12 protein-coding genes and 1 pseudogene are annotated in these 15,572 nt (G+C 73.0%); 4 read left to right on the top strand and 9 right to left on the bottom strand.

Annotated features, from left to right (window positions below; all coding sequences use genetic code 11):
* Together AB0924_RS36175 and AB0924_RS36180 are read right to left on the bottom strand one after the other, a co-directional pair.
* Positions 1-588: pseudogene (locus AB0924_RS36175) on the bottom strand (hypothetical protein); the annotation flags it as partial.
* Between the two features lie 164 nt (positions 589-752).
* Positions 753-1,361, bottom strand: a complete 609-nt coding sequence (locus AB0924_RS36180) for a hypothetical protein (RefSeq protein WP_366913719.1) — start codon at positions 1,359-1,361, stop codon at positions 753-755.
* Positions 1,362-1,480: 119 nt separating this feature from the next.
* On the opposite strand from AB0924_RS36180, the gene AB0924_RS36185 reads away from it, so the two are divergent.
* The gene (locus AB0924_RS36185) at positions 1,481-2,284 is read left to right on the top strand and encodes a maleylpyruvate isomerase family mycothiol-dependent enzyme (RefSeq protein ID WP_366913720.1); all 804 of its coding nucleotides are present in this window, start codon (positions 1,481-1,483) and stop codon (positions 2,282-2,284) included.
* Between the two features lie 18 nt (positions 2,285-2,302).
* Here AB0924_RS36185 and AB0924_RS36190 read toward each other — a convergent pair whose 3' ends face one another.
* The 5 genes from AB0924_RS36190 to AB0924_RS36210 form a co-directional block, all read right to left on the bottom strand.
* Complete coding sequence (locus AB0924_RS36190; protein WP_358939914.1) at positions 2,303-2,731, bottom strand: hypothetical protein; 429 nt, start codon at positions 2,729-2,731, stop codon at positions 2,303-2,305.
* A gap of 118 nt (positions 2,732-2,849) precedes the next feature.
* Positions 2,850-3,821 carry a DUF2637 domain-containing protein gene (locus AB0924_RS36195; protein ID WP_366913721.1) on the bottom strand — a complete coding sequence of 324 codons (972 nt, stop codon included), beginning with the start codon at positions 3,819-3,821 and terminating at the stop codon, positions 2,850-2,852.
* 237 nt (positions 3,822-4,058) lie between these two features.
* Entirely contained in the window at positions 4,059-5,078 is a 1,020-nt protein-coding gene (locus AB0924_RS36200) for a TolB-like translocation protein (RefSeq protein ID WP_366913722.1), read from the bottom strand.
* Positions 5,075-6,373 (bottom strand): MFS transporter, encoded by a 1,299-nt coding sequence (locus AB0924_RS36205; RefSeq protein ID WP_366913723.1) that lies wholly within the window; start codon positions 6,371-6,373, stop codon positions 5,075-5,077. Before AB0924_RS36205 ends, AB0924_RS36200 begins: the two co-directional genes overlap by 4 nt.
* Before the next feature lies 1 nt (position 6,374).
* Complete coding sequence (locus AB0924_RS36210; RefSeq protein WP_358939922.1) at positions 6,375-7,262, bottom strand: alkaline phosphatase family protein; 888 nt, start codon at positions 7,260-7,262, stop codon at positions 6,375-6,377.
* A gap of 149 nt (positions 7,263-7,411) precedes the next feature.
* Here AB0924_RS36210 and AB0924_RS36215 point away from each other — a divergent pair, with 149 nt between their 5' ends.
* Both AB0924_RS36215 and AB0924_RS36220 read left to right on the top strand, forming a co-directional pair.
* The gene (locus AB0924_RS36215) at positions 7,412-8,299 is read left to right on the top strand and encodes a DUF72 domain-containing protein (protein ID WP_366913724.1); all 888 of its coding nucleotides are present in this window, start codon (positions 7,412-7,414) and stop codon (positions 8,297-8,299) included.
* A 492-nt stretch (positions 8,300-8,791) separates the two neighbouring features.
* Entirely contained in the window at positions 8,792-11,791 is a 3,000-nt protein-coding gene (locus tag AB0924_RS36220; protein WP_358939926.1) for a bifunctional [glutamine synthetase] adenylyltransferase/[glutamine synthetase]-adenylyl-L-tyrosine phosphorylase, read from the top strand.
* Here the strand turns inward: AB0924_RS36220 and AB0924_RS36225 are convergent.
* Both AB0924_RS36225 and AB0924_RS36230 read right to left on the bottom strand, forming a co-directional pair.
* Positions 11,773-12,633 carry a phosphatase PAP2 family protein gene (locus AB0924_RS36225; RefSeq protein WP_358939928.1) on the bottom strand — a complete coding sequence of 287 codons (861 nt, stop codon included), beginning with the start codon at positions 12,631-12,633 and terminating at the stop codon, positions 11,773-11,775. The two genes, AB0924_RS36220 and AB0924_RS36225, sit on opposite strands and share 19 nt — an antisense overlap.
* 132 nt (positions 12,634-12,765) lie before the next feature.
* Entirely contained in the window at positions 12,766-13,800 is a 1,035-nt protein-coding gene (locus AB0924_RS36230) for a LacI family DNA-binding transcriptional regulator (RefSeq protein ID WP_358939930.1), read from the bottom strand.
* A gap of 448 nt (positions 13,801-14,248) precedes the next feature.
* On the opposite strand from AB0924_RS36230, the gene AB0924_RS36235 reads away from it, so the two are divergent.
* Positions 14,249-15,520 carry an extracellular solute-binding protein gene (locus AB0924_RS36235; protein WP_366913725.1) on the top strand — a complete coding sequence of 424 codons (1,272 nt, stop codon included), beginning with the start codon at positions 14,249-14,251 and terminating at the stop codon, positions 15,518-15,520.
* Positions 15,521-15,572: the final 52 nt, after the last annotated feature.

Here is a 15,572-nt window from a genome sequence, read left to right on the forward strand (position 1 = left end):
CGGCCGGTTGGCTCGGACCATGCCGAGGAGCACCCTCAGGTAACCGCGCGGCCCGCTGACGACGTACCGCAGATCGGCGATCTCCTCCTCACCGACCTGGCCAGGGTGAATAGGCGCAAGACGACTGGTGAAACGTCCCAGCGACTGACGCTGGGGAGGTTCCTCAGCCCCAGTGGCCCGCGGAGTCGCCAAACTCAGCACAACTTCTTCAACCGCCCGCAGGGCCCTTCTCTGAAGACGCAGGCCCCCCAGCGACGGAAGGGACAGCAGTGCCAGGCCGTCTTCATGACTCAGCTCCACCACGAGCTTGCGCCCGTGTGAGTGCAGCGGAAGATCGGTGAGAGCCACGACGATGTCCCAGTTCTCGCCTCGCCTGCGGTCCCTGATCCGGCGCGCCAGCGTGGACAGGTCCTCGGTCCCTGCGGTGAAGGGCTCACTGACCACCTTGACGTCGAACCGTCGCCCCTGGCCTGACTTGTCGGCGAGCCGATCAGGGAGTATCCGCGCCATACGCTGCGCGATCTCCGTCGGCGCATCCGGATCCGCCAGGAGAGCCACGACCGTGACGTCCTGCGACGACTCCCGCATGACCGGACCCTTCCCGTGCTGCCCCGGCGCTCACCAGTGCCCCCAGGATGCCCCCGAGACAACTTCAGCGCCCCCTGACGGGGGGCAAACAGACCGAAGCGTAGAAGTGCCTGAGGGCCTTCGAGCTGCGGAGGGGCCTGCCGGTGTTGTAGGGCCGGAGACGGTCACCACTTCGTCCGGTGGTGTCGGGACCATGCGTTCACCAGGCTCGTCATCTCGGACCGGGACAGGCCCATGCGGTGGGCGACCTCCATGCGCTCCTCCCATCTGCGTACAGGGCGCAGGGCCACGTACCGGAATCCGGTGCAGAACCCGGTGAAGGTGATGAGGAGCATGGCGCCCCAGAGGTCCAGCCAGGCGATGTCACGGGCCGGGTCGCCGCTCTTCCCGGCCGACCAGCCGATGGTGGCGCACAGCAGGACAGACGAGGCGGTGACGATGAACGCCCACATGACGTAGAGGAAGTTGAGCATCCTGTTGAGGTGGGCGCGGAGCATCCGGTAGATCCGCACCCCACTGCGCACCGCGACCCTTCGCGGTGCCGGAATCCCGACCCCGGTCCGGTGCGCCACGGCACTCTCGCGGATCTCGTCCGCGAACATGAGGCGCAACTTCTGCTTCTCCGCGGCCGCGGTCCGCTGCGTCCTCGCCGCCTCGACCGCGCTCACCAGCAGGATGGCGCCGAGCAGGGAACACAGGATCGCCGCGTAGTCCTGGGTCATGCGGAGCTCGTGCGGGTCGCTGGTGATCAAGTGAACGATCCGGCTCGACATCGACTCACCCCCCTGAGCGCGCCGTGCAGAGCGTATCCTCCCGGCCCGGGCGAGGGCGCGCTTCTGACGGGCGGGAAAATCGCTGTCCCGGCTCCGGGGACCGGTGATAGACAGCCGCAGTGGAAGACAACCTGGAGTTCTCCGGCCTGCTGCGGCTGATCGACGAACGGTCGGCCGCCTTCCGTGCCGCCGTCGCCTCCGCGCCCGACCTCGAAGCGCGGGTGCCGTCCTGCCCCGAGTGGACGCTGTTCGACCTGGTGCAGCACCTGGGCGGGGGAGACCGCTTCTGGGCCGCCGTCGTCGGCGCGGGACCCGCCGACGTACCCCCGGCCGAGGCCGTCGCCGAGCGCGCCGCTGTCGCCTCCGGCGCCACCGTGGCCGCGCCGCGCGAGCGCGAAGCCCTGTCGGCCTGGCTGGCCGAGGCGACGGAGCTGCTGCTGAGCGCGCTGCGCGAGGCGGGCCCGGACCGCGGCTGCTGGACATGGTGGGGTGCGTCGCAGTCGCCAGGCGACTCCGGTGGCGTCGCCCGGCACCGGGTCCAGGAGACCTCGGTGCACACCTACGACGTCCAGCTCACCCTGGGCGCCCCGCGGCCGCTGCCGGACGAGGCGGCGCTCGACGGTGTCGAGGAGTTCCTGTCCACCTGCTGCGCGACCACCAGCGCCTGGCCGCACAAGCCGACCGCCTTCGACTTCCACGCCACCGAGGGCCGCTCCTGGCGCCTCACGGTGGACGGCGACGGCGCACGGTTCACCCGACTGCCCGCCACCGGCGAGGGCCCGGAGAAGGCCGGCGCCTGCGTCCGGGGCACGGCCGGCGAGCTGGTCCTCTTCTTCTACGACCGGGTCCCCGCGGAGTCCGTACGAGTCGACGGGGACGCCGGGCTCATCGACCTGCTCCGGGCCTGGGAACCGGAGGACTAGGGAACTCCCGCGCGCGGGTCAGCAGTTGACGGGCCGGTTGCCGGAGGCGACCCGGCAGAAGTCCACCCCGGGCCCGCCGTCGACCGTGCCGGCGTTCGGGCCCACGAAGAGCGAGTCGCCGCCGTCGCCGCCGAGGATCCTGCCGCTCGCCGTGGTACCGGAGTTGGCCGTGACGAAGTCGCCGCCGGCGCCACCGTCGACGGTGCCGGCGACGACACCGTTGATGGCGATGTAGTCGCTCCCGCCCAAGCCGTTGACGCTGTCGCCCGGGGCGAGGGGACCGCAGCTGATGTAGTCGGAGCCGGCGGTGCCGTTGACGGTCGTGCCGGACATGGGAAGGCCGTTGACCGTGCACGACGTCAGGGCCTGTGCGGGCGTCGCGGTCAGGACGAGGGGAGCGGCCACGAGGGTGGCGGCGCACAGCGTGCGCATCGCGTGTCTGATCATGCAACGAATGGATTCACGGTGACCGCGTGATCGCAATCCAGCACCGTGGGTGAGGCCGCCGTCCGGGGCGGTCCGCCGCCCGGACGGGCCACCGGAAGTCGGTGGCCCGTCGTGCGGGTCATCTGCCCCGGGCCGCCTGCGCGGGGCGCTGCCGGTGGCGGGAGATGCGCTCGCGTGGTGGCCGGGTCAGAGTGACCTGACGGACCAGTTGCTGGAAGCAGGTCAGGGCGGCGAGGGCCGGCAGGACGGCCGCGGCCACCCCGGTGAACGACCTCTCGGCCTCGGCCACGCAGAGCGTCATCGCGACGGAGGAGAACAGCAGCACCACGCACCAGGAGTGCAGGGCGCGCCGCCGGTGCAGCGCGGTCCGCAGGACGGAGAGCGAGGCCACCATCCAGGGGCCGTAGACGAGCAGCGGCCACCAGTGCAGCGGGCCGCTCCGGGTCCTGGCCGCGATGTGCTGCAGCGGGGCGTAGGCGGCCAGGCCGCCGAAGACGCTCACCATCGCCGCGATGGCGGCGGCGAGGGCCGCGATCAGGAAGCTGACCGTCTGCAGCCACGTGAAGCGCAGTTTCCGCGTCCGCACCTTACGGTGCCCGACGGGATGGCGCCGGATGGGCGGCAGTTCACTGGTGATCCGCGCCAGATTCTCCATCGGATCGCCGGTGCCCGGATCGGCGCCGTACGACGGGTCGCTGCCGTACGACGGCTCGGCGCCGTAGGACGGCTCGGCGCCGTGGGACGGCTCGGTGCCGTGCGCGGGCGCGGCGCCGTACACCGGCTCGCCCCCGTACGCGGTCCCCGTGCCGTACGACGGCTCGCCCCCGTACGCGGTCCCCGTGCCGTACGACGGCTCACCCCCGTACGCGGTCCCCGTGCCGTACGACGGCTCACCCCCGTACACGGCCCCGGTGCCGTACACCGGCTCGGTGCCGTACGGCTGCCCGCTGCGCGGTGGCGGCACGGCGGCCCCCTGATAGGCCGCCTGCGCGCTCGCGGCGTCCTGCAGCAGATAGGTGAGTTCCTCGACCGGGTCCCAGCTCTCCTCCAGGGGGGCCGTCGAATAGAAATCCGCGTATTCGTTGTTCACGGAAAAGATCCGCCCCCGTCAGCCGGCCGCGTGGCAGCCGGAGCGTCCCTGGTCGTTCCGGCGCCGGCCGAGGTCCCCCTGGGCCGCTTCGAGCACCCTCAAGCGCCTTGCGTTCGTCATATTCCGCTAACGCCGCCGAACTCCTCCGGATGCGCGGCATTCGAGTGAGTCTGGACCGGATAAGGCGTGCGCGACGTCATTTCTGATGAAGAGTCGAATACTCCGTTAAGAAGTCGTTCAACCCGGAAACGCGGGGGACAGGCCCGCCGTCAGCAGACGCCGTGCGGTGCCGGTCCCGTCCGCCGGGACCGCGTAGAGGTCGGCCCCGTAGTCACCCGGCAGCGCGTACACCACCGTGTGGTCGTCCCGCCACAGCGCCTGGTCGTCCACGCTCCGGGTCTCCGCCAGCGGTGTCTCGCGCATCGTGCGCAGGTCCAGGACGTACAGGCGCCAGGGGGCGTCCTCGGGCAGGCCCTTCACCCGCTTCTTGTAGGCGACGCGGGTGCCGTCGGGGGAGAGGGAGGGGCACTCGACATCGGCATGCAGGGTGGTGACCGTGCGGGCTCGGAGATCGCCGCGCACCAGGTAGGTGCTGCCCCCGGTCGCCAGCGTCGCGTAGAACGTGCGGTCGTCGGCGGCGAACGTCACGCCCCAGAAGTTCACGTCGGCCGCCCGGTAGCGGCGCCCGTCCTTGACGATCCGGAAGGACTCCAGGGTCGGGATCAGCCTGCCGGTACGGGTGTCGACGATCGCCGCCCGGGTGGAGAAGTCGGTGCCCGCGTACGAGTCGCCGCCCACGAACGCCGTCCAGGCGGCGAAGTGCCCGGTGGGGGAGACCCGGGCCCGGGACGGGATGCCGGGGACGTCGTAGCGGGCGCGTTCCTTCAGGCGCGCGTCGAGGATCAGCGCGCGGTAGGTGTCCGAGACCGGGCCGTGCACGGCCTGCAGGCAGACCCCGGTGCCGGCGGCGGCGTGGAAGCGCAGGCACTTGACGCCCGAGGCGGTGCGCGGCCCGGACGGGGCGGCGGCCGGGACCGTGGTCAGCTCGTCGCGGTGCGGGCCCCACGCCATGTTCCGGAACACCATCCGGCCGTGCCCCGTCAGCGTCACCGGGCCGGGGGCCACGGCCGGGCCGCCGGCCTGCGTGCGGTCGCGGCGGTCCGCCCGCGCCGACGCGTGCAGCACGGACGCCAGGGCGACCGCCGCCAGCACCGCGACGGCCGTGAGCAGGATCAGGATGCGGGTGCGTGCGGTCATGCGGTCGCGGTGCCTTCCGGTGTGCCCGGGACGCGGGGTGTGCTCCCGGGACGCAGGGTGAGGGAGAACGCCGCGCACCCGGCCAGCGCGACCGTCGCCCCGGCCAGTGCCGCGCGGTCGCCCCACACCGTCCAGGCCGCGCCGAACAGCAGCGAGCAGGCGAAGCGGGCCAGCGCCTGCCCGGTCTGCACCACCGCCAGGCCCGAGGAGCGCAGGGCCTCGGGTACGCCGTCCGAGGCCGCCGCCATCAGCACCCCGTCGGTGGCCGCGTAGAAGGCGCCGTGCAGGGTCAGGACGAGGTACGGCAGGGCGGTGCCGTGCCAGGAGGTGAGCAGCAGGGCGTAGCAGAGGAGCAGGGCCGCGTGGCCGGCCAGGAAGACCGCCCAGCGGCCCACCCGGTCCGCCAGCCGGCCCAGCGGCATCGCCAGCAGCAGGAACGCGGCGGCCGTGCCGAGCGGCAGCAGCGCGAACCAGCGGTCGGGCACGCCGAGACGGCGCTGCAGCAGCAGGTAGACGAAGGAGTCGCTGACCGTGGCCAGGCCCAGCAGCAGCGCGCAGACCGTGACGCGGCGCAGGTCGCGGCGGCGCAGCAGGTCCAGCGCCGCGCGCACCGTGGGGCGTTCGGCGGGGGCGGGGGCCGGTCCCGCGGGGCCGCCGCCCGGCACGAACAGCACGAGCACCAGCACCCCGGTCACCGCCACGCAGAAACTGACCGTGAAGACCGCGTCGTAGCCGTCCACCGTGGCCCGCAGGATGAGGAAGGCCGCCAGCGGGCCGAGCAGGGCGCCCGCGGTGTCCATCGCGCGGTGCACCCCGAACGCCCGGCCGCGTGTCTCCGGCGTGCTGGACAGCGAGATCAGCGCGTCCCGGGGAGCCGTGCGCAGCCCCTTGCCGGTGCGGTCGGCGGCCAGGACCATCCCGATCGGCGTGAGCGAGTGCGCCACCAGCAGCAGGGGCTTGCACAGCGCCGAGACGCCGTAGCCCAGCCCCGCCACCCACTTGTGCCGGCCGCCGCCCCGGTCGGCCAGGTGCCCGCCCACCAGCCGCACGAGGGCGGAGAAGCCGTTGTGGATGCCGTCGAGCAGGCCGAAGCCCAGTGGGGACAGGCCGAGTCCGGCCACCAGGTACAGCGGCAGCACCGCCGTGACCATCTCCGACGACACGTCGGTGACCAGGCTGACCGTGCCGAGGGCGAGCACCGTGGGGGCGACCGCGGCACGGCGCCGCCCGGCCACGGGCCGGACGGCGCCTTCCGCGGACGCCGGCGTACCGGCGCGGCTGTCCGCTACGTACACGTCAGGACGCCCAGACGCCGGTGATGTCCTTGGCGGCGGCCGCGTTGCCCGCGTGCGTGCTCAGGCCCTGGGTGTCCTCCAGGGTGCGCAGCAGGTCGTAGTGGTTGTAGGTGGTGGCGGACGACGAGCCCGGGGTGACCGGCTGTCCGTACAGGACCGTCGGGATGCGGTTGCCGCTGAGCCGGTTGTCCTCGTCGAAGGTGACGACGAGCAGGCTGTTGTGGGTCTTGGCCCAAGTCGCGTACGTGCCCAGGTTGTTCTGCAGCCAGGTGTCACCGCTCGACACCGAGCAGTCGTGCATGTCGCTGCACAGGTTGGGGACCACGAAGGAGAGCTGGGGCAGCGTCGAGTAGTCCGCCGGGAACTGCGCGAAGGTCTTCGCGCTGGACGTCGGCACGTTGCTGAAGCCGAACCACGGGTTGTGCTTGCGGGCGTACTTGCCGCTGCTGCACGTGGTCGAACCCTGGCTGGGCAGCGTCTCGTTGTAGCTGGCCCAGCTGCGGCCGGCGGCGATCATCTCCGAGGCCAGGTTCGGCGCGGACGAGAAGCCCGGGGTGTAGCAGCTGTCGTCCGTGACGCCCTGCGTCGAACCGGAGAACAGGGCGAAGTAGTTGGGCTGGCTCGGGTGGGTCTCGGCGTACGCCTGGCTCAGGTTGGCGCCGCCGGACTTGAGCGAGTTGATGTACGGGGCGCTGGAGGACCCGATGACCTGGCTGTAGGCGTGGTTCTCGAAGACCACGACCACCACGTGGTCCGGGCTCGGCACGGCGCCCGCGGCATGCGCGGACTCACCGCCGAGCCCGGTCCACAGACCGATCGCGGCCGCGGCGAGCGCGGTCGCCGAGGCCACGAGCGTACGGGCACGGCGGTACACGGGACTGCCGGACACATCAACCTCCGGGAGGGGTACGGGGCTGGCGGTGCGGACAGAGCATGCGCACGCCAATATGCCCGTGGCCCACGGGCCCGAACCCCGCGGATGAAGAGCGGGTGAACTGCTGGGTGCCGGTCCCGTCCGGGCCGGGTACCCACGGGCCCATGGCGCGGATTCTCGTGGGCACATGCGGCTGGACCGACCGGGCACTGATGACGAGCGGCTGGTACCCGCGCGGCCACCGGGACACCGAGGGCCGCTTGCGGTACTACGCCGGCCGCTTCCCCGTGGTGGAGGCCGACTCGCCCTACTACGCGCTCCCGAGCCCCGGCACCACCCGCCTGTGGGCGGAGCGCACTCCGGCCGGATTCCGCTTCGACGTCAAGGCGCACTCGCTCCTCACCGGCCACCCCACCCGTCCGGCCGCACTCCCCGCCGACCTGCGGGACCGCGCCCGGGACGACGGCCTGCTGGACGAGGTGTGGGCCCGCTACGCCGAGGCGCTCGAGCCGCTGCGCCGGGCCGGCCGCCTCGGCACCCTGCTCTTCCAGTTCCCGCCCTCCCTCGCCCCGGGCCCGCGGGCCGAGGCGTTCGTCCGCGGCTGCCGCGAACGGGCCCGCGACTGGCCCTTCGCCGTCGAGTTCCGGAACCCGGCCTGGTGGCGGGCCGGCCAGGAGCGCGCCACGACCGCTCTGCTCGCCGGCCTGGACGCCACCGCCGTCGCCGTCGACACGGCGCAGGGCCTGCCCACCTCCATGCCCCCGGTCGCGCCGGTGACCACCACCCGCCTGTCGGTCGCCCGTTTCCACGGCCGCAGCCCGCACTGGGGCACCGGCGGCAAGGAGGACCGCTTCCGGCACGGCTACACGGAACGCGAGCTGGCCGGCTGGCTGCCCCGCGTCCGCGAACTCGCGGCCCGCACCGACGAGGTGCACCTGCTGTTCAACAACTGCTGCGCGGACGCGGCGGCGAGGGCGGCGGAGACCATGCGGGGCCTGCTGGACGTCACGGTGCCGCGCCAGGCGGGCCACGCCTGCCACGAGCCGATCTGACCGATCGGCCTCAGCCGGACGGCCCCCGCCCGCCCCCGCCGCGACCGCGCCGGGCACGGCGATCCACCCGTCCCGGACGGGCGTACGCCGGCCCGCCGCGCCGGGCACGGTTGTCCACTGGCCGGGGCCCGCCGCCGGCCGGGCCCGCCCGACAGTCGGCGTGAGCGAGCCGGTGATGGGAGCCGGTGATCCCCCCGCGCTCCACCACCCCGTAACGGCCCGCGCCCCGGCGCCGCCACGGGCACGGCGCCGCCACGGGCACGGCATCGGCCCGGGCACGGCATCGGCCCCACCCACAGGGCCGCCACCAGGACCCGGGTCGAGGGCGCCCCCGTCCGGTACCTGCGGGGCCCCGCGTCGCAGGCCCCGCCACCGAAGGCACGCCCGCCCGGTCGCCGCGGGCGTCCCCGCCGCCGGGATCAGGCGGCCCCGGCCCCACTGCGGTTAGGCTCGGCGCAGGACGAGGTGGACTGATCGCAGGGGAGGCCGGGCATGACGCCGGGGCGCAGGAGCAGTACCTTCACGCGGCTGCTGCGGCACGGCTTCACCGACCCGTCCGACGCCGAACGCCTCCTGGACGGTGCCGAGCTGGCGCCGGTGCGCGACGACCCGGTGCTGCTGGAGGCCCTCGGCGCCACCGCCGACCCCGACCTCGCCCTGCACGGACTGGTCCGGCTCCTGGAGGCGCAGCCCTCCCCGACCGCCCGCCGCGAGCTGCTGGACACCCTGACCGCGGCCAAGCCGCTGCGCGACCGCCTGCTCGGTGTCCTCGGCGCCTCCGCCGCCCTCGCCGACCACCTCGCCCGGCACGCCGGCGACTGGCAGGCCCTGGTCACCTACGAGCCCCGGGACCTGCACCGCGGGGTGGAGGAGTTCGAACGGGGCCTCGCGGAGGCCACCGACCCCGTCTCCCTCCGGGTGGCCTACCGCCGCTGTCTGCTCTCCATCGCCGCCCGGGACGTCTGCGGCACCATCGACGTCGCCGACACCGCCGCCGAGCTGGCCGACCTCGCCACCGCCACGCTGCGCGCCGCCCTCTCCCAGGCCCGGAAGGCCGCCCCGGAGGACGCCGCCGCCTGCCGCCTCGCGGTGATCGCGATGGGCAAGTGCGGCGGCCACGAGCTGAACTACGTCTCCGACGTGGACGTGATCTTCGTGGCCGAGGCGGCCGACGGCGCGGACGAGGACAAGGCGCTCAGATCCGCCACCAAGCTCGCCTCGCACATGATGCGGATCTGCTCGGAGACCACCGTCGAGGGCTCCATCTGGCCCGTCGACGCCAACCTCCGCCCCGAGGGCCGCAACGGCCCCCTGGTGCGCACCCTCAGCAGCCACCTCGCCTACTACCAGCGCTGGGCCAAGACCTGGGAGTTCCAGGCCCTGCTCAAGGGCCGCCCGGTCGCCGGTGACGCCGAGCTGGGCAAGGCCTACGCCGACGCCCTCCGCCCCCTGGTCTGGCAGGCCGCCGAGCGGGAGAACTTCGTCGCCGACGTGCAGCGGATGCGCCGCCGGGTCATCGAGAACATCCCCGCCGCCGAACTCGACCGCCAGCTCAAGCTCGGCCCGGGCGGGCTGCGGGACGTCGAGTTCGCCGTACAGCTCCTGCAGCTCGTGCACGGCCGCACCGACTCCGCCCTGCGCAGCGGCACCACCCTGGACGCCCTGCGGGCCCTCGCGGCCGGCGGCTACGTGGGCCGCGAGGACGCCGCCCGCCTCGACGAGGCCTACCGCTTCCTGCGCTCCATGGAGCACCGCATCCAGCTCTACCGGCTGCGCCGCACCCACCTCGTCCCCGAGGCGGAGGCCGACCTGCGCCGCCTCGGCCGCTCGCTGGGCCTGCGCACCGACCCGGTGGCCGGCCTGCAGCGCGAGTGGAAGCGGCACGCCGGCGTCGTACGGCGGCTGCACGAGAAGCTCTTCTACCGCCCGCTGCTCGACGCGGTCGCCCAGCTCGCGCCCGGCGAGGTCCGGCTCAGCGCCGAGGCGGCCCGCGAGCGCCTGGTCGCCCTCGGCTACGCCGACCCGGCCGCCGCCCTGCGCCACCTTGAGGCCCTCGCCTCCGGAGTGACCCGCAAGGCCGCCATCCAGCGCACCCTGCTGCCCGTCCTGCTCGGCTGGTTCGCCGACTCCGCCGACCCGGACGCCGGCCTGCTCAACTTCCGCAAGGTCTCCGACGCGCTCGGCAAGACCCCCTGGTACCTGCGGCTCCTGCGCGACGAGGGCGCGGCCGCCGAGAACCTGGCCCGCGTCCTGTCCGCCGGCCGCCTCGCCCCCGACCTGCTGATGCGCGCCCCCGAGGCGGTGGCGCTGCTCGGCGACGGCGACGCCGGCGGCCTGCAACCGCGCGAACGCGGCCAGCTCGAGCAGGAGGTCCTCGCCGCCGTGGGCCGCGCGGAGAACGCCGCCCAGGGCGTCACCGCGGCCCGCGGCGTCCGCCGCCGCGAGCTGTTCCGCACCGCCGCCGCGGACATCGTCGGCTCCTACGGCACCGAGACCAGCCCCGCCGAGGCCGACCAGGGCGCCCTGGTGGACCGGGTCGGCGCCGCCGTCTCCGACCTGACCGCCGCCACCCTGGCCGGCACCCTGCGCGCGGTGGTCCGCGAGGGCTGGGGCGACACCCTGCCGACCCGGTTCGCGATCATCGCCATGGGCCGCTTCGGCGGGAACGAGCTGGGCTACGGCTCCGACGCCGACGTGCTGTTCGTGCACGAACCGCAGGACGGCGTCGCCGAGCAGGAGGCCGCGGCGGCCGCCAACAAGGTCGTCGCCGAGATGCGCCGGCTGCTGCAGCTCCCGAGCGCCGACCCGCCGCTGCTCATCGACGCCGGCCTGCGCCCCGAGGGCAAGTCCGGACCGCTGGTACGCACCCTGAAGTCGTACGAGGCCTACTACCGCCGCTGGTCGCTGGTCTGGGAGTCGCAGGCGCTGCTGCGGGCCGAGCCGGTCGCCGGGGACGCCGATCTCGGGCGCCGCTTCACCGAGCTGATCGACCCGCTGCGCTACCCGCACGCGGGACTCGGCGAGGACGCGGTCCGGGAGATCCGCCGGCTCAAGGCCCGCATGGAGGCGGAGCGGCTCCCGCGCGGCGCCGACCCCAAGCTGCACACCAAGCTCGGCCCCGGCGGCCTGTCCGACGTCGAGTGGACCGTGCAACTGCTCCAGCTCCGCCACGGCGCCCACGAGCCCCGTCTGCGCACCACCCGCACCCGTGCCGCCCTGGCCGCCGCCCGGGAGACCGGGCTGCTCTCCGCCGAGGACACCGCCGTACTGGACGAGGCATGGGTGCTGGCCACCAGGGTGCGCAACGCGGTCATGCTGGTCCGCGGCCGGGCCGGCGACACCTTCCCCACCGAGCCGCGCGAACTGGCCGCCGTCGGCCGCTACCTCGGCTACGGCTCCGGGCACGCAGGGGACATGCTGGACGCGTACCGCCGCACCACCCGCAGGGCGCGCACGGTCGTGGAGCAGCAGTTCTACGCGGACGGCGCCTGAGCCCGCGCGGCGGCCCGCGACGGCACCAGCCTCGGCAGCCCGTACGGCAGGGTGCCGTACCAGAGCCGGGCCACCGTGAAGCCGAGGGCCAGGCAGACGGCCCCGCCCACCGCGTCCAGCCAGAAGTGGTTGGCGGTGGCGACGATCACCAGCAGGGTCGCCGCCGGGTACACCAGTCCCAGCACCCGCACCCACGGCACCGACGCCAGCGCGAAGACCGTCAGACCGCACCACAGCGACCAGCCGATGTGCATCGACGGCATCGCCGCGTACTGGTTCGACATGTGCTTCAGGTCGCCCGAGGCCATCGAACCCCAGGTGTGGTGCACCATCACGGTGTCGACGAAGCGCCCGCCGTTCATCAGCCGGGGCGGGGCCAGCGGGAACAGGTAGTAGCCGGCCAGGGCCGCACCCGTGGTCGCGAACAGCGCCGTCCGGGTCGCCGAATAGCGCCCGGGATGCCAGCGGTAGAGCCACACCAGGACCCCGATGGTGATCACGAAGTGCAGCGTGGCGTAGTAGTAGTTCATCCCGACGATCAGCCAAGTGACCGTGTTGACGGCATGGTTGACGGACTGCTCGACGGCGACGCCCGCCTGGTGCTCGGCCCGCCAGACCCAGTCGGCGTTGCGCAGCGCTTGCGCCCGCTGCTCCGGGACCGCGTTGCGGATCAGTGAGTACGTCCAGTAACTCACCGCGATCAGCAGGATCTCGAACCACAGCCGGGGCCGGCGCGGGCCGCGCGGACGGTACCGCGGACCCTGTCCGTCCTCGCCCGTGACGGCCCGCGGAACGGCCGCGTCCTCGCGGCCTTCCGGATCTGTCACGGCCGAGTCGCTCATGGTCACGCAGTCTGCCAGAAAAGACATCTCCGACAGATCATCCCAAGCCCGGTTCGGGGCCGCACGTTCTACGGCGCGCGCGGGGCTCCCGTCCGCGGTCCCGGGCGGGCCGCAAGGCGTGCTCGCACCGGCTCAGCCGCGGGCACGGTCCCCCGGGGCCGAAGCGGTCGAACCGCGCACCACCAGCTCGGGCATGAACACGAACTCGCTGTGCGGCGCGGGCGTGCCGCCGATGTCCTCCAGCAGCGTGCGCACGGCCGCCTGCCCCATCGCCGGGACCGGCTTGCGGACCGTGGTCAGCGGCGGGTCGGTGAACGCGATCAGCGGGGAGTCGTCGAAGCCCACCACCGAGATGTCCCGCGGCACCTCCAGGCCGAGCTGCCTGGCGGCCCGTATCGCGCCGAGCGCCATCATGTCGCTCGCGCAGACCACCGCCGTGCAGTCCCGCCCGATCAGCGCGGTCGCGGCCGCCTGGCCGCCCTCCAGGGTGTACAGCGAGTGCTGGATCAGCTCGGTCTCCACCGTCTGGGCGGCGAGCCCGAGCTGCTCCTGCACCGCCCGTACGAAGCCCTCGATCTTGCGCTGCACCGGCACGAACCGCTTCGGGCCGAGCGCCAGCCCGATCCGGGTGTGGCCCAGCGACGCCAGGTGCGTCACCGCCAGCGACATCGCGGCCCGGTCGTCCGGTGAGATGAACGGTGCCTGCACCTTCGGCGAGAACCCGTCCACCAGCACGAACGGGACGCCCTGCGCCCTCAGCCGCTCATAGCGCTGCATGTCGGCGGTGGTGTCCGCGTGCAGCCCCGAGACGTAGATGATCCCCGCCACCCCGCGGTCCACGAGCATCTCGGTCAGCTCGTCCTCCGTCGACCCGCCCGGGGTCTGGGTGGCGAGCACCGGGGTGTAGCCCTGCCGGGTCAGCGCCTGGCCGATGACCTGGGCCAGGGCCGGGAATATCGGGTTCTCCAGCTCAGGGGTGATCAGCCCCACGAGCCCCTCGCTGCGCTGCCGCAGCCGCACCGGACGCTCGTAGCCGAGCACGTCCAGCGCGGCCAGCACGGACTGGCGGGTGGTGGCGGCGACGCCGGGCTTGCCGTTGAGAACGCGGCTGACGGTCGCTTCGCTCACCCCCGCCTGCGCAGCGATGTCCGCAAGCCTTGTGGTCACGCCACTGGACTGTACCGGCCGGACCCCGCCTTGCACACCGACGGGACGCCGTGCGCGGGCGGCTGAACGGCCTGCCGTGGATTGCTGCCTCATCGCGCTCCTCGTCCTTCGCGGTCCCTTGTGAGGTCCTTGTCGAGCCGGTGTCCGCTCGCAAGGGGATGATTCCGGCGACGGAGGCGGATGGCAAGGCCTTGCAGAGTCTTGCACAAGTGTCCGTCAACCCGTGTACCGGCGGTGGATCAGGGTTTCGGTGGGATCCAGCGCAGGTCACGGCGAGGTAACCGTCGTGTTCTCTTGCACTTTTTTGCTGCAAGGTCTTTCGCGGGGCTTTCAACGCTGTTACGTTCCTGGTCGCCCGGCCGCCGCAACGGCGCAGTCGGCAAGACAGCAGGGCCGGTGGACGGGACCGCCCCTGCATCACACGGGCTTTAACCCTCAAGGAGAACTCATGCGGCGTGGCATAGCGGCCTCCGCGCTGGTGGCGTCCTTCGCCCTGGCGGCGACGGCGTGCGGCGGTGGCGACAGCGACAGCAAGTCGGACGGCCCGGTCACCATCACCTGGTGGGACACCTCCAACGCCACCAACGAGGCGCCGACGTACAAGGCCTTGGTCCAGCAGTTCGAGGCCGCCAACAAGGACGTCAAGGTCAAGTACGTCAACGTGCCCTTCGACCAGGCGCAGAACAAGTTCGACACCGCCGCCGGCTCCAAGGGCGCCCCGGACGTGCTGCGCTCCGAGGTCGGCTGGACCCCGGCCTTCGCCAAGAAGGGTTACTTCCTGCCGCTGGACGGCACGGACGCCCTGGCCGACCAGGCCAAGTTCGAGCCGAACCTGATCAAGCAGGCACAGTACGAGGGCAAGACCTACGGCGCGCCGCTGGTCACCGACACCCTCGCCCTGGTCTACAACAAGGCCCTCTTCAAGAAGGCCGGCATCACCGAGGCCCCCAAGACCTGGGACGAGCTGAAGTCCGACGCCGCCAAGGTCCAGGCCAAGGCGGGCGTGCCCGGCTACTGGGGCTCCACCCAGGCCTACTACGCCCAGTCCTTCCTGTACGGCGAGGGCACCGACACCGTCGACGCCGCCGCCAAGAAGGTCACGGTGAACTCGGCCGCCGCCAAGAAGGCCTACGGCACCTGGCTGAGCCTGTTCTCCGGCAAGGGTCTGCACAAGGCCGACACCACCGCCGACGCCTACGCCCACATCCAGGACGCGTTCGTCAACGGCAAGGTCGCCGCGATCATCCAGGGCCCCTGGGAGATCACGAACTTCTACAAGGGCAGCGCCTTCAAGGACAAGTCCAACCTCGGCATCGCCACCGTCCCGGCCGGCTCGGCCGGCAAGGCGGGCGCCCCGACCGGCGGCCACAACCTCTCGGTCTACGCCGGCTCCGACAAGGCCCACCAGACCGCGGCGCTGAAGTTCGTCAACTTCATGACCTCGGCGAAGTCCCAGGAGACCATCGCCCTGAAGAACTCCACCCTGCCGACCCGCGGTGACGCCTACACCGCCCAGGTCAAGGCCGACCCCGGCATCGCCGGCTACCAGGGCGTCCTCTCCGCCGCCCAGCCCCGCCCGGCGCTGCCCGAGTACAGCTCCCTGTGGGGTCCGCTGGACACCGAGCTGCCCAAGATCGCGGGTGGCAAGGAGTCGCTGGACAAGGGCCTGAGCAACGCCGAGCTGGCCGTCGCCAAGCTGGTGCCCGACTTCAGCAAGTGAGCCCGGGTGGCCGCCGGATCCTCTCCTTGAAAGGGGGAAGGATCCGGCGGCC

This window comes from Streptomyces sp. NPDC047869 (genome assembly GCF_040704065.1).
In the GTDB taxonomy this organism is placed as follows: Bacteria; Actinomycetota; Actinomycetes; order Streptomycetales; family Streptomycetaceae; genus Streptomyces.